At 68.2% G+C, this 18457-nt stretch carries 19 protein-coding genes; 13 read left to right on the forward strand and 6 right to left on the reverse strand.

The genetic code is table 11. The features are described from left to right. The first annotated feature begins 52 nt into the window (after positions 1–52). The 8 genes from MRBLMI13_RS09655 to MRBLMI13_RS09690 all read left to right on the forward strand — a co-directional run bounded on the left by MRBLMI13_RS09655 (position 53) and on the right by MRBLMI13_RS09690 (position 6498). Complete coding sequence (locus MRBLMI13_RS09655) at positions 53–502, forward strand: MarR family winged helix-turn-helix transcriptional regulator (protein ID WP_367822130.1); 450 nt, start codon at positions 53–55, stop codon at positions 500–502. A gap of 71 nt (positions 503–573) precedes the next feature. Beyond that, a complete protein-coding gene (locus MRBLMI13_RS09660; RefSeq protein WP_042537276.1) occupies positions 574–903 on the forward strand; it encodes a hypothetical protein in 330 nt (109 codons plus the stop codon). Positions 904–906: 3 nt separating this feature from the next. Continuing rightward, complete coding sequence (locus MRBLMI13_RS09665; protein ID WP_079112045.1) at positions 907–1197, forward strand: hypothetical protein; 291 nt, start codon at positions 907–909, stop codon at positions 1195–1197. Between the two features lie 72 nt (positions 1198–1269). After that, the gene (locus MRBLMI13_RS09670) at positions 1270–2493 is read left to right on the forward strand and encodes an MFS transporter (RefSeq protein WP_042537272.1); all 1224 of its coding nucleotides are present in this window, start codon (positions 1270–1272) and stop codon (positions 2491–2493) included. A 135-nt stretch (positions 2494–2628) separates the two neighbouring features. Further along, a complete protein-coding gene (locus tag MRBLMI13_RS09675) occupies positions 2629–3936 on the forward strand; it encodes an ABC transporter substrate-binding protein (protein WP_042537269.1) in 1308 nt (435 codons plus the stop codon). A 72-nt stretch (positions 3937–4008) separates the two neighbouring features. Then, the gene (locus tag MRBLMI13_RS09680; RefSeq protein ID WP_042537267.1) at positions 4009–4881 is read left to right on the forward strand and encodes a carbohydrate ABC transporter permease; all 873 of its coding nucleotides are present in this window, start codon (positions 4009–4011) and stop codon (positions 4879–4881) included. Further along, positions 4878–5786, forward strand: a complete 909-nt coding sequence (locus tag MRBLMI13_RS09685) for a carbohydrate ABC transporter permease (protein ID WP_367822134.1) — start codon at positions 4878–4880, stop codon at positions 5784–5786. The genes MRBLMI13_RS09680 and MRBLMI13_RS09685 overlap by 4 nt, the downstream gene beginning before the upstream one ends. A gap of 1 nt (position 5787) precedes the next feature. After that, positions 5788–6498, forward strand: a complete 711-nt coding sequence (locus MRBLMI13_RS09690) for an alpha/beta fold hydrolase (protein WP_367822136.1) — start codon at positions 5788–5790, stop codon at positions 6496–6498. Between the two features lie 159 nt (positions 6499–6657). On the opposite strand, the gene MRBLMI13_RS09695 is transcribed toward MRBLMI13_RS09690, so the two are convergent. From MRBLMI13_RS09695 to hisD (MRBLMI13_RS09705), 3 genes are read right to left on the reverse strand one after another with little or no spacing between them, the layout of a single operon-like run. Then, positions 6658–7398: an HpcH/HpaI aldolase family protein gene (locus MRBLMI13_RS09695; protein ID WP_367822138.1), complete on the reverse strand. Its 741-nt coding sequence runs from the start codon at positions 7396–7398 to the stop codon at positions 6658–6660. After that, a complete protein-coding gene (locus tag MRBLMI13_RS09700) occupies positions 7398–8156 on the reverse strand; it encodes an SDR family NAD(P)-dependent oxidoreductase (RefSeq protein ID WP_367822140.1) in 759 nt (252 codons plus the stop codon). The genes MRBLMI13_RS09695 and MRBLMI13_RS09700 overlap by 1 nt, the downstream gene beginning before the upstream one ends. Then, positions 8153–9484 carry a histidinol dehydrogenase gene (gene hisD / locus MRBLMI13_RS09705; RefSeq protein WP_042537258.1) on the reverse strand — a complete coding sequence of 444 codons (1332 nt, stop codon included), beginning with the start codon at positions 9482–9484 and terminating at the stop codon, positions 8153–8155. The genes MRBLMI13_RS09700 and hisD (MRBLMI13_RS09705) overlap by 4 nt, the downstream gene beginning before the upstream one ends. 100 nt (positions 9485–9584) lie before the next feature. Here hisD (MRBLMI13_RS09705) and MRBLMI13_RS09710 point away from each other — a divergent pair, with 100 nt between their 5' ends. From MRBLMI13_RS09710 to MRBLMI13_RS09725, 4 genes are all read left to right on the forward strand, one after another. Beyond that, positions 9585–10586, forward strand: coding sequence for a LacI family DNA-binding transcriptional regulator (locus MRBLMI13_RS09710; protein WP_367822143.1), 1002 nt, complete (start codon positions 9585–9587; stop codon positions 10584–10586). A gap of 135 nt (positions 10587–10721) precedes the next feature. Further along, entirely contained in the window at positions 10722–11702 is a 981-nt protein-coding gene (locus MRBLMI13_RS09715; RefSeq protein ID WP_367822145.1) for an ester cyclase, read from the forward strand. Positions 11703–11732: 30 nt separating this feature from the next. Next, positions 11733–12902, forward strand: a complete 1170-nt coding sequence (locus MRBLMI13_RS09720) for a hypothetical protein (protein WP_367822147.1) — start codon at positions 11733–11735, stop codon at positions 12900–12902. Continuing rightward, on the forward strand, positions 12895–13773 hold the full coding sequence (locus MRBLMI13_RS09725) for a nitrilase-related carbon-nitrogen hydrolase (RefSeq protein ID WP_367822149.1): 879 nt from the start codon (positions 12895–12897) through the stop codon (positions 13771–13773). The genes MRBLMI13_RS09720 and MRBLMI13_RS09725 overlap by 8 nt, the downstream gene beginning before the upstream one ends. A gap of 153 nt (positions 13774–13926) precedes the next feature. Here MRBLMI13_RS09725 and MRBLMI13_RS09730 read toward each other — a convergent pair whose 3' ends face one another. Then, positions 13927–14853 carry a LysR family transcriptional regulator gene (locus tag MRBLMI13_RS09730; protein WP_309693098.1) on the reverse strand — a complete coding sequence of 309 codons (927 nt, stop codon included), beginning with the start codon at positions 14851–14853 and terminating at the stop codon, positions 13927–13929. 76 nt (positions 14854–14929) lie between these two features. On the opposite strand from MRBLMI13_RS09730, the gene hisD (MRBLMI13_RS09735) reads away from it, so the two are divergent. Next, the gene (hisD, locus tag MRBLMI13_RS09735) at positions 14930–16246 is read left to right on the forward strand and encodes a histidinol dehydrogenase (protein WP_367822151.1); all 1317 of its coding nucleotides are present in this window, start codon (positions 14930–14932) and stop codon (positions 16244–16246) included. 309 nt (positions 16247–16555) lie between these two features. On the opposite strand, the gene MRBLMI13_RS09740 is transcribed toward hisD (MRBLMI13_RS09735), so the two are convergent. Beyond that, positions 16556–17308, reverse strand: coding sequence for an SDR family NAD(P)-dependent oxidoreductase (locus MRBLMI13_RS09740; protein ID WP_367822153.1), 753 nt, complete (start codon positions 17306–17308; stop codon positions 16556–16558). A 117-nt stretch (positions 17309–17425) separates the two neighbouring features. Further along, positions 17426–18451: a LacI family DNA-binding transcriptional regulator gene (locus MRBLMI13_RS09745; RefSeq protein ID WP_367822155.1), complete on the reverse strand. Its 1026-nt coding sequence runs from the start codon at positions 18449–18451 to the stop codon at positions 17426–17428. Between the last annotated feature and the right edge of the window lie 6 nt (positions 18452–18457).

Here is an 18457-nt window from a genome sequence, read left to right on the forward strand (position 1 = left end):
TCAACCTGGTTACCTGTTTGTCGAGTACCATGGAAGGGTCAGGGGGTGACGCATGAGCAGCAGGACTGAGACGACGACGCGGGCGACCGAACTCGTCGCGCGTGTCGACGAACTTCGCAGGGCCGAGGCCCAGTTCGGGCGACGCCTCGCCGCCGTGCGCGCACCGAACGACACCGACAGGGAGGCGATGAGGTACATCCTCGACGCCCCTGACGACGCCCCCGCCACGCCGGGCGGCCTCGCCGCTCACCTGAACGTCAGCACGGCGGCGATCACGAGCCTGCTGCGTCGACTTCAAGAGCGCGGTCAGATCGTCGTGGGGCCGCACCCTGCCGATGCCCGCTCCAAGGTGCTGCGCCCGTCCCTCCGCGATCTCAACGCGCAGGCCGATGAGCTGACGCAGCGCATCGAGTCGCTCGCCAGCGAGTTCACCCCGGAGCAGACCGATGCGATCACCCGGTTCCTGCGACGCCTGGCCGAGGAGATCGGCGACCTCCCCTAGGTCGGACTGTGATTTAGCTAGGTAACCTAGTAATCTATTTCTCGACGTAATGTTCGTCTGAGGGAGAGATCATGGGACGTCTGACGTACGGCAACACAGCAACGCCGATCGAGCTCGACGATCGGTTGATGACGCACCTGCGGCTCGTGATCGTGACGAAGCTGCGGCGAAACGAGTCCTTCCCGCTCACGCTCGCGATGGGCGACGGCGTCGCAGAGACGATCTGGGTGCACGCATCGATTCCGCTGCGCTTCTCGATGACGCAGGAGGCGGATGTCGATCGTTCGCTGGTGGTGGCGATGATGAACGCCGCGAGCTCCGCGGGAGGCCTCGATCTGACCCGTGACGAGTTCGCCCGGGTGGTCGACGGCTCGCGCACCCTGCATGCGATGAGTGCGTGAACCATGTCCGCACGCATCAGGAACGCCGCCAAGGCTGTGACCAGCGCACGGGTGCGCTCGGCATCCCGGCCCCGAGGACTGTGGGTGGAGGTCGACCCCGGCTTCCACGTCGGCAATGACCGACGTCAGTTCCTCGGTTCGATCACCGGGACGCCGCGCGAGGGCTTCCGCGCATTCGGGGCGCAGTCCGATTTCATCGGCCAGTTCGATCGCCTCGATGACGCGAAGGCCGCGATCGCCGCGGCGTCGGCGACCGCCGAGGGGTCTGCCCAGGTCGAACCGCTGCTGGGCTGATCTCAGGCAGGCGACACCCGCGTCGGAAAGGGCGATTTTCGGCGACGGGCTGAGGCGTGTACCGTCGTTGCCATGACCTCGATCGAATCGATTCGACGCCCCGTCGCGGACCAGGCGACCCGACGTGCGCGGATCGCCGTCTCGGCGCTGTTCCTCACGAACGGTGCGCTGTTCGCCAACATCCTGCCTCGCTACCCCGAGATCAAGGCCGCCCTCGACCTCGACAATGCCGGCTACGGACTCGCGATCGCCGCCTTCCCCGCCGGAGCCATCGCCGCCGGACTGTTCGCCGCCGTGCTGATCCGCCGCTTCGGTTCGGCGCGAATCGCAGTGATCGGCACGATCGGCACCGGCCTCGGGCTGCTCGCGGCAGCCCTCGCACCGTCCGGCATCCTGTTCGCGGTCGCCCTGCTGCTCGGCGGAGCGTTCGATGCGATCACCGACGTCGCGCAGAATGCGCACGGTCTGCGAGTGCAGCGGCGCTACGGCCGTTCGATCATCAACTCGTTCCACGCCATCTGGTCGATCGGCGCGGTGCTGGGTGGAGGCATGGCCGCGGCGGCGATCGCCCTGCAGCTGCCTCTCGGCGTGCACCTGGGCATCTCGACTGCGGTGTTCGCGGCCGTGGCCTTCACGGCGCTCTGGTTCTGCCTCCCCGGCCGTGATGAAGAAGCGGATGCCGAGGCGACCGCCGAACCGGTCGAACTGCAGACCGCGGTGCGCCGCGGTGTGAGCCCGCGGACCGTGATGATCCTCATCGCGCTCACGCTCATCGCGATGGCCGGCGCGATCGCCGAGGACGCCGGCAACTCGTGGGCCACCCTGTACCTCAGCGACTCGCTCGGCGCCGCTGCCGCGGTCGCGCCCCTCGGATTCATCGCTCTGGTGGGCGCGCAGTTCATCGGACGGATGCTGGGCGACGGCATGACCGACCGCTTCGGCCAGCGCGCCGTCGCCCGAGTCGGGGGCCTGATCGCCGCAGGGGGAATGGCCCTCGCGCTCATCTTCCCGAGCGTGCCCGGAACGATCGCCGGATTCGCCGCCGTCGGCTTCGGCATCGCGACGCTCATCCCCGCGGCCATGCATGCGGCCGATGAGCTGCCGGGTCTGCGCCCGGGAGCCGGTCTCACGATCGTGTCGTGGTTGCTGCGCATCGGTTTCCTGCTGTCGCCGCCGTTCGTCGGCTTCATCGCCGACACCGAGAGCCTGCGTGCGGGTTTGATCGTGGCGCCGGCCGCGGCGGTGGTCGCGGTGCTGCTTGCCGGAGTGCTCGAGAAGCGTCGTCCACGGGGGTAGTCGGCAGCTGCGGGCATGCCCAGACCCCTCCGCGCCCACCATGCCGCGGGTTTCGGCAGTATACGTATTCAATCCTCAAGAATTCCTGGAATATAGGCTTCCCTAAGTCCGTTGCATACGTATACCATCAGCGTCATGGGACATATCAAGCATCGGGCACTGCCGGTACTCGCCCTCGCAGCGGTGGGCATGATCGCCCTCTCCAGCTGCGGCGCCGGGACCCGCACCGACAACGCGAACTCGACAACGGTGTCGTGTGACTACACGGCTCCGGAGGGCAAGACCACGGTCAACGTCCTCGCCTACAACTCCTCGGCGATCGACCCGTTCACCGACACCATGGTGTCGAGCTGTTCGAACGACGACGTGACGCTGAAGCACGACCCGATCGACTTCGGCGGGCAGGTGACCAAGACCACGGCGACGCTCGCCGGCGACTCGGGCACCTACGACATCCTCGAAACCTACGGATTCGTCATCCCGGGCTTTGCCGAAGAGAAGAAGCTCGTTCCGCTGAACGACCTCTGGGACAAGTATGCCGACGACTACGGTCTGGGCGAGATCAGCGAGTCGATGGTGGAGGGCATGTCGTACGACGGCGACATCTACGCCATCCCGATGCAGGCGCAGATGTTCGTCATGGCATACCGCACGGATGTCTTCGACGACCTGGGGCTCGAGGTGCCGACCACCTTCGACGAGATGATCTCCGCCGCCGAGGCGATCCAGGCCGAGGGGCTCATGGACTACCCGATCGCGCTGCCGTGGCTCGCGACGAGCGACGTCTCCACCGGATTCCAGGCCGCGATGAACTCGCTCGGCGCCGACTTCGTGAACGCCGACGGCGACGTGACGCTCGACGGCCCCGAGGCCAAGCAAGCCGTCGAGGCGATGCTCGCGCTCAAGCCGTACATGGATCCGCAGGTCACGACCTTCGACCAGCCCAAGGTGCAGCAGCAGATGTTCAACGGCACTGCGGCCATGTCGATCATGTTCTCGGGCCGGATGATCGACCTGACGCTGCCGGAGAACTCGAAGCTCTCCGACTCGTTCGGCTTCGCGGGGGCGCCCAAGCTCACGACTGACGCCGACTACTCCTACAACCGCCTGTCGATCGACGGATGGTCGATTCCGTTCAACACGAAGCTCGACCACGACATGCTCTTCCAGATGATGGCCTCGGCCGTCAGCGAAGACGCGTCGACGGCATCCGTTCCGGCGGCCTACCCGGCCCGCGAGGGGATGGTCACCGAAGAGAACTCGCCGTACGGCGCCGCCGCCAACGACTCGATCGCCTCGGCGATGCCGCCGATCGTGTCGCCGGTGCTGGCCGACCTGACGAACGAGATCCGCCCGATCCTCGTCGAGATCCTCAACGGCAACGTCTCCGTCGACGACGGGCTGGCGCAGATGCAGGCAACCGGCGAGTCCTTCGTCGGCTGATCCAGGACCGCCGGTCCGCGGCTGTGGCCTGAGCGCGAGTTCAGGCCACAGCTCGTCCAAGGGAGGACGCTTATGAAGACACGCGAGTTCTGGTTGCTCTTCGCACCGAGCCTGCTGGTGATGGGGGCGCTCCTCGTGCTCCCCCTGGTGCGCACGGTGCAGTGGAGCTTCGAGCAGGTCCGCTACGGCTCACCCGGATCGTTCGTCGGGCTCGACAACTTCGTCTACGCGCTGACTGATCCGCGCTTCCACCGGGCGGTCGCCTTCACCGTGATCGTCACGGTCATCACGACCGTGATCCTGCTCGTGTTCGGGTACATCATCGCGACAGGCGTCAACAGGATCACGACGTCCCGTCCGCTGGTGCTCGGCATCCTGCTCGTCTCGTATGTGCTGCCCAACCTCGTGGGGGCTGTGGCGTTCTCGTGGCTGTTCGACGACAGCTTCGGCGGCGTCGTCAACCGGTTCATCGGGTTGATGGGCGGCACCCAGGTGCTCTGGTTCACCGACCAGGTTCCCAACGCGATCCTCGTGATCGCGAACACTGTCTGGTCGATGCTCCCGTTCGCGATGCTGATCATCCTGGCGGGGCTGCAGGGGGTGCCGAACGAACTGAAGGAAGCCGCGAAGATCGACGGAGCGAACGCCTTCCAGACCCACATCAGCGTGATCATCCCGACCATTCGCGGGGTGCTCGGGTTCGTGACGCTGATCACGATCATGGACGTCCTGAGGATGTTCGACAACCTGATCCCCCTGTCGCCGCAGGCGCAGTCGATCGGCAACGAGTCGATCATGCTCTACGTCTACTCGGTCGCCTTCGCCGACGGCGCACAGAACCTCGGCCTCGGCAGCGCGATCAACGTGCTCACCATCGTCCTCATCCTCATCATGCTGATCCCGTTCATCCGGGGCATCTTCAAGGAAGCGAAGGCAGAACGATGAGCCTCACGACCTCCGAGCTCTCCGACTCCGAGCTCTCCACCCGGGCGATCATCACCAGCGGCGCATCGAAGCGCAAGCGGCGCGGACCGAACCGCCCCCCGGTCGTCACCGGACTGCTGCTCGGCATCCTCTGCATCGTGATGCTCAGCCCGTTCATCTGGATGGCGCTGTCGGTCACGAAGCCCACAGACGTCGCGTTCTCGAACCCGCCGGTGTTCTGGGACTACGAGCCCACGCTGCAGGCCTTCGTCAACCTGTGGGAGACGACCTACTTCGCGGACTACCTCGTCAACACCCTCGTGGTCGCCGTCGTCTCGACCGTGCTCGCGCTGGTCATCGGCATCCCCGCGGCGTACGCGCTCTCGAGGTTCCCGAGCTATGTTTCGGCGCTGCTGCTGGTGCTCGCCCTGATCTTCCGGGCGCTCCCGCGCTTCTCGGTCGTGCTGCCGATGTACGACATCAGCAGGGCGCTCGGCATCTACGACACGACGTTCGCGTTGGCGATCGCCCTCGTCGCGATCAACCAGCCGTTCACGATCTGGCTGCTGCGCAACTTCTTCGCCGAGATCCCGAAGGAGCTCGACGAGGCCGCCATGATCGACGGCTGCACCAGGATCGGGATGCTGCGCCGGGTCATGATCCCGCTGATGGGCCCCGGTATCCTGACGGCCGGCATCTTCGTGTTCCTCTTCGCGTTCCAGGAGTACCTGACGGCTCTCGTGCTCACCGACACCTCGTCGAAGACCGTGCCGGTCTTCATCGCGACGCAGCTCGGGCAGACCCTGCCGATGCTGCAACAGGCGGGCGCGGCATCCATGCTGCTCACGATCCCGGTGTTCGTGATCGCGTTCATCGCGCAGAAGTATCTCGTCGCCGGTCTCAGCGACGGCGCTGTGAAGGGCTGACATGCCGGTCGCGGTGCCGCCGCTCGTGCTGCTGGCCGGCATGAACTGCACCGCCGATCTATGGGAGGACGGCGGTTTCGGAGGGGGAGCAGGTGGGGCGATCCGGCCGGTGCTGGATCGCCCCACCGTCGCGGAGCAGGTCGACGCGCTGCTCGACGAGCTGCCCGATTCGTTCATCGTGGTCGGGCACTCGCTCGGCGGCATCGTCGGCATGGCGCTAGCGCTCGCCGCCCCGACGCGTGTCGCGGGGCTCTGCCTCGTGTCGACCAACGCCAAGGCGCCGACCGATGCGCAGCGCTCCGGCTGGACGAGCTGGCTGGATGCTCTCGACGGTGGTGCTGAGCCGCGTGCGCTGCAGGACAGCATCCTCCAGCCTCTGCTCGGAGAGAACGTCGTGCGAGATCGTCCCGACCTCGTGGAGCGCACGCTGCGCATGGGCGAGGAGACCGGGGTCGAGCGGCTGCGGGCTCAGCTGCGGATGCAGCTCACACGCACCGATCTGCTGTCGCGACTCGGCGGACTGACCATGCCGACGCTCGTCGTCTCAGGACTCGACGACGTCATCTGCCCGCCGCGCTTCCACACCGAGATCGTGTCGGCGATGCCGGACGCACGGCTCGTGTCTCTGGATGCCGGCCACCTCCTGCCGCTCGAGAGGCCGCGGGAATTCGGTGGACTCGTGCGGTCGTGGCGCTCGCACCTCCGCATCTGAGCCGACAGACGCTCGGGCGCCGTCGCGCGGCGTCCTCTCGGGAGGAGGACTGCGCCCCGGGAGGAGAGAATCCGTGAATCTCTCCTCCCGAAGCGCAGTTCTCCTCCCGAGGTTGGGGATGGGGCCGCGAGGCCCGAGGGTGGGGATGCGGCGGCGGGCTCAGCGCTCGGGCGTCGCCAGTCCGCGCAGATGCGCCATGAGGGAGGAGGCGAGGTTGTAGACCACGAGGTCGGCGCCGGCGGTGAAGGCCGCGCTTGCCGCATCCCGCGTGCCGACGATGTCCATGCGCAGCGAACCGGCGCGTGCGAGGGCCGAGTGCACGGCGGCGATGGCCTGCGGCACAGGCTGATCATCCGGGCCGGAGCTGGCCGCGAGATCGGCCGGACCGACCATGATGCCGTCGAGGCGCGGCACAGTGACGATCGCGTCGACGTTCGTGACGCCGCGGGGCGACTCGATCATGCCGAGCACCAGAGTGTTCTCGAGCCACCACTCGCGGTGCTCGGCGGGGTCGACGAGACCGAAGCGCCCTGCGCGGCTGTACGTCGCGAACCCGCGCGACCCGACCGGGGGATACATCGCCGCGGCGACCAGCGCCTCGGCATCCGCAGTCGTGTCGAGGTGCGGAGCCAGGATGCCCTCGGCTCCCTGATCGAGCACCCGCAGGATCTGATTCCGATCGCCCTCGCCGACGCGCACCACGACCGGCACATCGTGCACCTGCGCGAGCGCGATGTGCTGACGCAGCGCGACGAGGTCGGCCGGTCCGTGCTCGCAGTCGATCAGGACGAAGTCGAACTCGGCGACGGCGAGCATCTCGACGAGCTCTTCCGACGGCATCCGCAGCAGGGCGCCGATCAGCTTCTCGCCCGCCCGTGCCCTGGCGCGCAGCGACGGCATCAGGCCACCATCCCGGCCGAGAGGTCGATGTCGGCGCCGCACATGCCCGGCATCGCGAGCATCGCGATGACCGCCGCGCCGACCTCGTCTTCCGTCACCATGCGGCCGAGAGCCGCACGCGACACGAACGCCTGCTCGGCATCGTCGATGCTCGTGCCCGAGCGCTCGGCCTCGAGGCGGAAGTTGCGCTCCATCCGTGGGCCCTGCACCGGGCCGGGGGAGAGCGAGTTCACACGCACGCCGGCGGGGCCGACCTCGAACGCGAGCGTCGACGTGAGTCCGATCACGGCCATCTTCGAGGCGCAGTAGGGAGTGCGATGCGCGAGCGGACGCTTGCCAGAGACGGATGCCACGTTGATGACGTCGCCGTCGCCGCGCTCGACCATTCCGGGCAGCAGTGCCTTGCAGAGCAGGAAGGTGCCGCGCACGTTCACGGCGAACACCTCGTCCCAGTCGGCGACGTCGATGTCGGTGAGAGCCGCGACGGGGCCGGGGATGCCGGCGTTGTTCACCAGGATCGAGACATCCGTGCCGGCGAGCTGCTCGCGGAGCGCGTCGACGGATGCCGGGTCGGACACGTCGCACGATATCCCCCGCGCCCGTGACCCGAGGTCGGCCGCGACGCGGTCGAGCTTCGCGGCGTCGCGCCCGACCACCACGACGTGCGCACCGGCGGCGTGCAGCGACCGGGCGATGGCCGCCCCGAGTCCGCTGCCGCCGCCGGTGACCACTGCCGTGCGACCGGAGAGGTCGGTCATCGCGTCTCCGCGCCGACCGCGGCGTGGCTCTCTTCGATCCAGGCGAATTCCGTGCCGGCATGACGCCAGGCACGGGCGTCACCCGAGCGGGCGTGGCCCTCGAACAGCTCGACCCGGGCAGCGCGCCCGCAGACGGCGCCGAGCTCGGCCGACGACTCGGTGTTCTGCACTTCCTGGTACGTCACGGTGCGCAGATACTTGCCGACCCAGAGCCCGCCCGTGTACCGGGCAGCGCCGAGCGTCGGCAGCACGTGGTTGGTGCCGATCACCTTGTCGCCGTAGGAGACGCACGTGTTCTCGCCGAGGAACAGCGCGCCGTAATCGTGCATCTTCGTCAGAGCCTCGCGCGGGTTCTGGGTGAAGATCTGCACGTGCTCGAAGGCGAAGTCGTCGGCGATCCGATAGGCCTCGTCGAGGTCGTCGGCGACGATCACCTGACCCCAGTCGCGCCAGGCCGGGCCCGCGTAGTCGCGCGTGGGCATGCCGGGAAGGATCTTCTCGATCCAGTCCATGACCTCTTCGGCCAGCGCCTGCGACGTCGTCACGAGCACGGCGGGCGAGTCGGGTCCGTGCTCCGCCTGAGACAGCAGGTCGACCGCGGTGAAGAACGGGTCGGCGTGCTCGTCGGCGACGATGAGGATCTCGGTGGGGCCGGCGAACAGGTCGATGCCGACTTCACCGAACAGCTGCCGCTTGGCCTCGGCGACGTAGGCGTTGCCCGGCCCGGCGATCATGTTCACCGGCTCGATCGAGTCGGTGCCGACGGCCATCGCGGCGACGGCCTGGACTCCTCCGAGGATGTAGATCTCGTCGGCGCCGGCCATCTTCATCGCGGCCACGGTCGCAGCGGGTATCTCGCCGCGGATGGGCGGGGTGCACGCGACGACCCGAGGGACCCCAGCCACCTTGGCCGTGATGATCGTCATGTGCGCGGACGCCGTCAGCGGGTACTTGCCTCCGGGGATGTATGCCCCCGCAGCCTGCACGGGCACGTGCTTCTGGCCGAGGAACACCCCTGGAAGGGTCTCGACCTCGATGTCGACCAGTGAATCGCGCTGCGCCTGCGCGAAACGGCGCACCTGGCTCTGCACGAACTCGATGTCGGTGATCACCTGTGCATCGAGCGTGCCGATGATCTCCGTGATCTCCTCATCGGAGAGTCGGTACGAGTCGCGACTCCAGTTGTCGAACTGCTCGGCATACCGACGCACGGCGACGTCGCCGTTCTCGCGGATGTCGCCGATGATTCCCCTCACCCGCTCCGCGACGTCCTGCTGAGCGGTGTCCGCGAACGTCTTCGTCGGCGCGGTCTTGAGATGCAGGGGCATGGCCCTTCCTTCCGTTGCATACGTATGTGCTAATTATGACCGCGTATGCATTCGGGCGTCAAGAGCAGTAGAATCCGTGAGATCGAGGGGGAGGCGCCAGATGGTCGTCACGAGTCGTGATGTGGCCCGCTTGGCGGGTGTCTCGCAGCCGACGGTGTCTCGGGCGCTGCGCGACGATGCGCGAGTGTCCGAGGCGACGAAGCTCAGGGTGCGCGAAGCGGCCCAGCTGCTGGGCTACGTGCCGAGCGAGGCGGGGCGTGCCCTGTCGTCGGGTCGAACCCGGCGCATCGGCCTGCTGCTGACCGATCTCGACAACCAGTTCTACTCGCACATCATCGCCCCGGTGCACCGGGAGCTCGAGACCCTCGGCTACCAGCTGATGCTGCACACCGAGTCGGCCGACAACGACACGATCGTCGAACGGCTGCTCGCCAACGGTCTCGACGGCGTGATCCTCGCGACCACCACGGTCGAGTCCGTCGCACCGTTGCGCCTGAAGGACCGCGGCCTGCCGTTCGTGTACTTCAATCGCACCGGCTCGTTCGTCGAGGCGGATGCCACCGTCGTCGATCCCGCGCCGGGCTATCGCGACGCTGTCCGGCGGGCGTTCGAGCTCGGTCACACGCGCGTGGGAGCGGTGCTCGGACCGAGCAACACCAGCACGGCGCAGAGCCGGGAGGCGGCCTTGCGCGACGCCCTCGTCGCCGAGGGCGTGACGCTGCACGAGAGCGATGTGCGGCGGGTCCCGTACGGAGCAGCCGAGGGTGAGGCGGCGGCATCCGAGATCCTCGCCGGAGCGGACCGCCCGACCCTCCTGTTCTGCGGCAACGACGTGGTCGCATACGGGGCGCTCAACGCCGCCCACCGCGCGGGTCTGCGCGTGCCGGAGGACCTCTCGGTCCTCGGCTTCGACGATCTCCCCGAGGCGGCCTGGCCCATCATCGACCTGGCCACGATCGGATACGACATCGCCGGCATGGCGCGCACCGCCGCAGACCTCATCGTGCGTCGCATCGAGGACCCGGACGCCGCACTCGAGAAGACGCGGTTCGAATCCGCTTTCGTGCCGCGGCGCACCCTCGCGGCCCCGCACGCCGGCTGACCCCGCCGCTCGGCGATGATCACCGTGTGCGCAGGATCATCTCTTGCGCTGGTTTGTGCATACGCATACACTGACGAAGACGAAGCCAGCGATCACCGATGAACCGCAGCTTCGCGTCTCGAAGGAGTGAAAAGCGTGTCTCTCGACCCGGTTGCTTACCTGCCGTACAAAGACCCCGACGACTTCATCCGTGAGGTCACCGATCTGATCTGGGTCGATCGGTCGATCAGCTTCATCCGCGAAAACTACGAGCCCGACTCGATCGTGCACGGCGCCTACGGCACCTCGACCACGCGGCAGGAGGTCATCGAGGGAACGCTCATGCGCATCTCGGCGACGCCCGATCGCACCGGCCAGGCGGAGGACGTGATCTGGGAGGCCCGTGGAGACGACGCTTTCCTCAGCTCGCACCTCGTGCTCTCCGGACATCTGCAGACGTCGTCGCACAGCCGCACGATCGCCAACTGCCTGTACCGCAAGGGGCGCATGGTCGAGGAGTGGGTGGTGCGGGACTCGCTCGCCGGTGCGCTCGAGAGCGGCCTCGACGTCGATGAGCTCGCCCGCGCCCAGGCCTTCCGCGGGTACACCGGATCGTGGACCGAGCCGGCCCCCGCCGATCCGATCGCGAAGGGCGACTCCGGTGCGCGCCCCGACGACTACCGCTCCGAGGTCGAGACTGTGATCGACATGATCCAGACGGTCTGGAACGACCGCGACCTGCAGAAGGTCGAGAAGTTCTTCCACCGCGACCTCGTGCTGCTCACGGTCGGCAACCGGGTCGTCATCCGTCCCGAGGGCTACCGTCGGGCGCTGCTGCGGTTCCTCGAGTCGTTCCCCGCGGGACAGTTCGAGATCCGCGACATCCAGACCAACTACGACGTGCGCTATGCGGGCCTGCGCGTCGCCGTCACCTGGAAGTTCGTGGGCGACTACAACGGCGTGCCGAACTACGGCAGCCTCACCGGCAAGCCGATCGACCTGATCGGCATCTCGCAGTTCACATTCCACCGGGGAGCCCTCGTCAAAGAGGTGCGCCTGTGGGACGACATCGCCCTGCGCGCCCAGATCGCGGGCGTTCGCGGCGACGAGCCTGCGGCCTTCAGCAACATCTACTGATCAGCGACTGATCGACAAGGAGAAGAAGAAATGAGCAACGCCATCGTCGACCAGGTCGACGTCATCGTCCCCGCGGACGAGATCGCACGCCGCACCATCCGTCGGTCCGACTGGGTGCCGTGCAACTCGGCGTTCATCGACTGCCGCACCCCGGGTTCCGACCGCAAGGAGAACTACTCGTTCATCGGCGCCGGTGTCTCGCAGAACGCGAGTCAGTACGTGAACCTCGAGGTGAACCACGGCTTCAACACCGGGGCCGCCGGTATGCCGAACGGCATCTCGAACAACCTGCACCTGCACTTCACCGCAGAGGTGTTCATCAACCTCGGCGGCGAGTTCCGACTCCGCTGGGGGGTCGACGGCAAGCAGGGCGAGTACATCAGCCACGACGGTGACATCGTCACGATCCCCACCTGGATCTTCCGCGGCTTCACGAACGAGGGGCCGGACGACGGCATCCTCTACACGGTGCTCGGCCGCGATGACAACGGCGGCATCATCTGGGGTCCGTCGGTGCTTCGCGAGGCGGAGTCGTACGGCCTGCACCTCACGGCCGACAACAAGCTCATCGACACCGTCGCGGGCGATGTGCTGCCCGACGACGTGCCCCTGATCACGCCGATGAAGCAGCACTACATCGACGAGCTCACGACCTACACGGTCGAGGACATGCGCTCGCGGGTCATCCAGCCGGGTGACCGCAAGTACTCGTCGGCGGCACTGCTCTGCGCAGCGGTCGACGGCGGCCACGTCGAGCTCGCCACCGCCATCGGCTACGGCATGAGCGAGAACCGCCGTCAGGTGCCGAACGTGACCGAGCCGCACTCGTTCAACCTCGCGTGGGTGCGTGCCGAGGCGGGACAGGGCGTGCTTCGCCACCGCCATGACAAGACGCAGGCGCTGCTGTTCAAGACCGGCCGGTGGGAGGTCACCCTCAACGGCGACCGGTCGACCGCGGTCACGCTGGGCGCGGGCGACACGTTCTCGGTGCCCGAGGGCAGCTGGCGCTCGTACGTCTGCGTCGAGGGCGATGAGACCGGAACCGGAACGGTGCTCGTGATCAACGGCGGCGACGACCGCGTCTACCTCGAGTGGGCTCCGGAGGTCGTCGAGGCGGCGGCCGCCGCCGACTGGACCATCGACCCCAACGGCTACCTGGCCCCTCTCGGAGTGATGGTCACCGCCACCGAGGATGACTGAGATCGCAGGGGCGCGAGGGGCTTCCGGCTCCTCGCGCTCCGGCGTCTCCTCCGCGGGTGTCGGAGCAGCGGATGCCGGTTCGCTGCGTGTCGCCGCGATCTCACTCGAGATCGTGATCGGCGATGTCGACGGCAACCTCGACCGCATCCGCTCGGCGATCGCCGCGGCCGCGCGCCGCGGCGCTCAGCTGATCGTGCTGCCGGAGCTGGCCACGAGCGGCTACGTGTTCGCCGATCGTGAGGAGGCGCTCGGTGCCGCTCTGACCGCCGGCGACCCGCGGTGGTCGTCGGTGCAGGAGGCGATCCCCGAGGGCGCCGTGGTCGTGGTGGGGTATGCCGAGAGCGACGGCGATCGTCTGTTCAACACCGCCGCGGTCCTCACCCGCGATCTGCGCCTCGCCGACTACCGCAAGGCGCACCTCTGGGGTGCCGAGAAGCTGGTCTTCGACAGCGGATCCGAGGCGGGGCTCGTCGTCGATGCCCCGTTCGGGCGTCTCGGCGTGGCGCTCTGCTACGACAACGAGTTCCCGGAGGTGCCCCGTCGGCTGGCACTGGCGGGCGCTGACGTGCTCGCACTTCCGGTCAACTGGCCGCTCGTTCCGCGCCCCGCAGGTGAGCATGCTCCCGAGCTCATCCAGGCGATGGCATCGGCCAGGTCGTCGAGGCTGCCCGTCGTGATCGCCGATCGGTGGGGCTCGGAGCGCGGGGTCGACTGGACAGACGGCACGGCGATCATCGACGAGCAGGGGTGGATCGTCGCGTTCCGGGCCGTGATGGGGGCATCCGCGGTGCTGTCGCTCGACGCGGCGCGGGGCAAGGCGCTTCCGCCGCACAACGACCTGTTCGCCGACCGTCGCGCCGACCTGTACTGACGCGATCGGCTGCCGGGCTTGCCCCGTGCCGGGTTTGACCAGTGCAGGACTTGACCCGTGCCGGATGCAGGACCTGAGCGCGGATGCAGGGCTGGATCGTCGATCTGCTCCCGCATCCGTGCCTTCGTCCTGCAGACGGGTCGGAACCCGCCGTCATGCGAGAGCGGTGCGCCCCTGATGCTCCGGCAGTCGTTCGCGCAGCATCCGCTCTGCCAGCTCGGCCAGCTTCTGCGTCGCGGGCGACAGCAGCACGCCCTCGCGCTGCACGAGCGCGATGGTGTCGTGCATCGGCTCGGCGAACGGGAAGGTGCGGATGCCCGACGGAAACGCGTCGGACTCGGCGATCGAGCGCGACACGATCGTGTCGGCGGTGCCCGCCGCGACCAGGCTGAGCGCCGTCTCGACGTGCTCGACCTCGACCGCCGGCTCGATGGTGAGCCCCCGCAGCCGTGCGCGTTCGAGGAGCTGGCGCCGTGTGGGGTCGTCCCATCCGGCGAAGGCGTCGTAGAGCACGAGCTTGGCGTCGGCGACCTCGTCGATCGTGACGGCCGGAGCGTCGGGCTCGCGGGTGGCCGAGGCATAGAGCACCTCGTCGCGGAACAGCGGGCGCACCTCGAGACCGTCCTCGTCGACCGGAAGAACCAGCAGGCCGGCTTCGAGCTCGCCGGCGGCGATCGAGCGGGCGACGTGCGCGGAGTTGATGCCGACGAGCCGCAGTCGCACGTTCGGATGCCGGTGATGGAAGGTCTCGGCCAGATCCGCGAGCGCGTAATAGGCCGCGTTGCGCAGCACGCCGAACGTGCAGGTGCCGCGGTCCAGCGACGTGAGCGCCTGGATGGTGTCGATGCCGTTCTGCACCGCGCTCACGGCCTGCGCCGCGTGGGGGCGCAGCTCGAGCGCGGCGGCCGTCGGCACGAGGCGCCTGCTGCCGCGGGTGAAAAGTGTCACGCCGAGTTCGCGTTCGAGGCGCGCGACGAGCTCGGAGACGGAGGCCTGCGTCATGCCCAGAGTCCTGCCCGCCGCCGTGAACGAGCCGTCGTCGAGCGCCGCGAGGAAGGCCGTCAGCTGCGTGATGGTCATAGCCAATGGTAAACCCGATGGCTTGCCACGGATCATCAGGCTTGTCTCGTGGATGCAGCGGATCTAGCCTTCCTGCATGCGTTACTCCTCAGCTGTCCTCGCCCGCTACGCCGGCGACTTCCATCACCTCAAGACCCCGCTCATCGACGCACCCGCCGCGCAGCGCGACCCGGCCGTCATCGAGACCGTCACGAGCATGCTCGCCGACATCCGCGAGCGCGGTCTGGATGCCGTGCTCGATTACGCACGCACGCTCGACAACTACCAGGGTGCCGACATCGAGCTCACCGCCGAGCAGATCGCGAGCAGCGGAGACCGCCTCGACCCGGATCTGCGCGCGGCGATCGAACTGGGGGCCGAGCGCACGCAGGCGTTCGCGCGCGCCTCCCGCGAGCACCTGACCGACTTCGAGACCGAGTTCGTTCCCGGCATCGTGACCGGCGCCAAGTACATCCCCGTCTCGCGCGTCGGTGCGTACCTGCCGGCCGGTCGATTCCCGCTCACGGCGAGCGCCTTCATGACCGTGGGCGTGGCGAAGGCGGCGGGTGTGCCGACCGTGATCGCCTGCACACCTCCGCAGCCCGACGGCGGAGCGAACGACGCCGTCGTCTACGCCGCGCACCTCTCGGGGGTCGACCGCGTCTTCGTGATCGGCGGGGTGCAGGCGCTCGCGGCCATGGCCTACGGGCTGCTCGGCGATCTGCCCGTCGACATGCTCGTCGGCGCGGGCAACGCGTTCGTGGCCGAGGCCAAGCGTCAGCTCTTCGGCACGGTCGCGATCGACCTGCTCGCGGGTCCGAGCGAGGTCGCCGTGATCTCCGACGAGACCGCCGACCCCGTGCTCGTGGCCGCAGACCTGTTGGGGCAGGCGGAGCACGGACCGAACTCGCCTGCGGCGCTCATCACGACATCCGAGGAGCACGGCCACGCTGTGATCGCGGAGATCGAACGGCAGCTCGAGACGCTGGCGACGGTCGACATCGCGAGTGCCGCCTGGCGCGACTACGGTGTCGTCACGGTCGCGAAGGATCGCGAGACCGCCGCGGCCCTCATGGATGACCTCGCCCCTGAGCACCTCGAGCTGCTCACGGCCGATGACGAGTGGTACCACGAGAATCTGCGCAACTACGGCTCGATCTTCCTCGGGCCCTGGAGCACCGTGGCTTACTCGGACAAGGGCATGGCCGGCACCAACCATGTGCTGCCGACCGCGGGTGGGGCGAAGCACAGCGCGGGTCTCTCGGTCTCGCGCTTCCTGAAGCCTCTCACCTATCAGCGCATCAGCCGCGAGGCGACGCCCGAGCTCGCGAATGCCGTGCAGGTGATCTCCGACTCCGAGGGGATGGCCGCGCACAGCGCGACGGCCACGCTCCGGTTGGACCGTCTCGCCTGACGGGGCGTGCCGCCATCGTCCTGCATCCGATGCCGACGGGTAGGTCGGGGCCGGATGCAGGACCGAGGCACGGATGCAGGGCGGGATCGCCGATCTCGTCCTGCATCCGTGCTGTCGTCCTGCAGACGGGCCGGGGTGCCTGGGCTGCGGCGCCGGAGGTGGGGCCGGATGCCGGCGGATGTGCGACCTGACCGGGGCCGGATGCAGGACCGAGGCACGGATGCAGGATCATGCGGGTGGTTGAGTCCTGCATCCGTGCTGTCGTCCTGCGGATGTGCCGCACTGCGAGACCCGCGCGGCCATTGAACCTCAGAGGGCGGTGTAGCCGCCGTCGACGAGGTGGTAGCTGCCGGTGATGAAGCTGGCGGCGTCGCTGGCGAGGAAGGCGATGAGGTTCGCGACCTCGTCGGCCTGGCCGAGGCGCCCGATCGGGTGCTTGCTGACGAGGAACTCCTTCGCCGCGGCATCCATGCTGGCGAGCAGCGGGGTGTCGATGAAGCCGGGGCCGACCGAGTTCACGCGCACGCCCTGTGCGGAGTACTCGAGCGCTGCCGACTTGGTCATGCCGACGACCGCGTGCTTGGCGGCGACGTAGGCGGGCGAGTTCGCGAAGCCGACGCTGCCGAGGATCGATGCGATGTTCACGACCGAGCCGCCGCCGTTCGCGAGGATCGAGGGGATCTGCGCCTTCATGTTGCGGAAGACGGCGTTGAGGTTGATCGAGATGACCTTGTCCCAGGCCTCGTCGTCGTACTCGGCGGTGGGGGCGGATGCTCCGCCGATGCCGGCGTTGTTGACGCCGATGCGCAGCGGGGCGAGCGTGTTCGCGAGCTCGACCGAGCTGGCGATCCACGCGGTGTCGGTCGCATCTCCGACGGATGCCTCGGCGGTGCCGCCGGCGGCGCGGATCTCGTCGACGACCGCGTTCGCGTGCTCCGCGTTCAGGTCGTTCACGACGACGGATGCGCCGTTCTGAGCGAGCAGGAGAGCGGTCGAGCGTCCGATTCCGCTGCCTGCTCCCGTCACGATCGCCGAGCGGTTCGAGACGTCGTACTGAGCCACGAGTGGCTCCTCTCCCGGACGGTCGCGGTGCCGGGAGATCTTCTCGGACGGTCCGTCCTAGGGGTCCAGCCTACGCCTGTCGGGAGGAGATGGATGCGCGTGAATGGAATTTCTCGGTCAGCCCGCGGAGCGTATCGAGGCCCGCTCGATGACCGGCATCGGGATCAGCACCGCGCCGAGCGGGCGCTCGCCGAGCAGCATCTCGACGGCCGTGCGACCCATGACGTCGTAGGGGAGCCGTGCAGTCGTCAGGCCCGGTCGCTGGAAGCTCGCGAGCTCCTCATCGTCGAACGATGCGACCGAGATGTCGTCGGGAACCCGCAGCCCGCGCTCGGCGATCGCCTGATACGTGCCGAAGGCCACTCCGTCGTTGCCGGCCAGGATCGCCGTGAGGTCGGGGTGCGCGTCGAGCATCTGCAGCGTGCGCGAGTATCCGATGTCGGGGTTCCACTCGGGGACGTCCATGATGAACGGATCGACGCCGGCCTCGGCGAAGGCGGCGCGGATGCCGTCGAATCTCGGGCCGATGGTCACCGAGTGCCGGGGAGACGACACCGCACGCGGGTTGTTGCCGATCACGCCGATCCGGCGGTGGCCGGCATCCGTGAGCAGGCGCGCCATCGCATGGCCGGCGGTCCGCTCGTCGGGGAGTACGGAGGGGTGCCCCGTCGTCGACGTGCCGTTGACGATCACGACCGGCACGTCGGCGGGGGTCTCGGGCACCTCGATCATGCGGGCGCCGAGGAGCCCGATCAGGATGCCGTCGACCCGGCGGTCGATCATCGCCTGGATCTCGTCGGAGATGGTCGCGTCATCGCCCTCCGTCTCGGCGATCAGAACGGTGTGGCCGTGCTCCTTCGCCGCGGACAGCAGGCCGCGGATCATCTCGGAGGCATAGCGGGTCACGGTGATCTGATCCGAGATGAATCCCAGAGTCTTCGTCTTGCCGAGGCGCAGACTCTGGGCGGCGGGATTCGGCCGGTAGCCGAGTTCCTCCGCTGCTGCCCGCACCCGGCGTGCCGCGTCGGCGGAGAGACGCGAACCCGGTCGGTCGTTCAGGATCATGCTCACGGCGGTCTTGGACATGCCCGAGAGCGCGGCGACGTCGGCGAGCGTCGGTCTGCGATCGACGTTCTTCGGCACCGGGTT

Origin of the sequence: Microbacterium sp. LMI13-1-1.1, from assembly GCF_040815625.1 — a bacterium.
In the GTDB taxonomy this organism is placed as follows: domain Bacteria; phylum Actinomycetota; class Actinomycetes; order Actinomycetales; family Microbacteriaceae; genus Microbacterium; species Microbacterium forte.

Bases quoted from the DNA above. Each gene is read 5' to 3' on its own strand.
- MRBLMI13_RS09655 (WP_367822130.1), top strand. From the start codon at position 53: ATGAGCAGCAGGACTGAGACGACGACGCGGGCGACCGAACTCGTCGCG.
- MRBLMI13_RS09660 (WP_042537276.1), top strand. From the start codon at position 574: ATGGGACGTCTGACGTACGGCAACACAGCAACGCCGATCGAGCTCGAC.
- MRBLMI13_RS09665 (WP_079112045.1), top strand. From the start codon at position 907: ATGTCCGCACGCATCAGGAACGCCGCCAAGGCTGTGACCAGCGCACGG.
- MRBLMI13_RS09670 (WP_042537272.1), top strand. From the start codon at position 1,270: ATGACCTCGATCGAATCGATTCGACGCCCCGTCGCGGACCAGGCGACC.
- MRBLMI13_RS09675 (WP_042537269.1), top strand. From the start codon at position 2,629: ATGGGACATATCAAGCATCGGGCACTGCCGGTACTCGCCCTCGCAGCG.
- MRBLMI13_RS09680 (WP_042537267.1), top strand. From the start codon at position 4,009: ATGAAGACACGCGAGTTCTGGTTGCTCTTCGCACCGAGCCTGCTGGTG.
- MRBLMI13_RS09685 (WP_367822134.1), top strand. From the start codon at position 4,878: ATGAGCCTCACGACCTCCGAGCTCTCCGACTCCGAGCTCTCCACCCGG.
- MRBLMI13_RS09690 (WP_367822136.1), top strand. From the start codon at position 5,788: ATGCCGGTCGCGGTGCCGCCGCTCGTGCTGCTGGCCGGCATGAACTGC.
- MRBLMI13_RS09695 (WP_367822138.1), bottom strand. From the start codon at position 7,398: ATGCCGTCGCTGCGCGCCAGGGCACGGGCGGGCGAGAAGCTGATCGGC.
- MRBLMI13_RS09700 (WP_367822140.1), bottom strand. From the start codon at position 8,156: ATGACCGACCTCTCCGGTCGCACGGCAGTGGTCACCGGCGGCGGCAGC.
- hisD (WP_042537258.1), bottom strand. From the start codon at position 9,484: ATGCCCCTGCATCTCAAGACCGCGCCGACGAAGACGTTCGCGGACACC.
- MRBLMI13_RS09710 (WP_367822143.1), top strand. From the start codon at position 9,585: ATGGTCGTCACGAGTCGTGATGTGGCCCGCTTGGCGGGTGTCTCGCAG.
- MRBLMI13_RS09720 (WP_367822147.1), top strand. From the start codon at position 11,733: ATGAGCAACGCCATCGTCGACCAGGTCGACGTCATCGTCCCCGCGGAC.
- MRBLMI13_RS09725 (WP_367822149.1), top strand. From the start codon at position 12,895: ATGACTGAGATCGCAGGGGCGCGAGGGGCTTCCGGCTCCTCGCGCTCC.
- MRBLMI13_RS09730 (WP_309693098.1), bottom strand. From the start codon at position 14,853: ATGACCATCACGCAGCTGACGGCCTTCCTCGCGGCGCTCGACGACGGC.
- hisD (WP_367822151.1), top strand. From the start codon at position 14,930: ATGCGTTACTCCTCAGCTGTCCTCGCCCGCTACGCCGGCGACTTCCAT.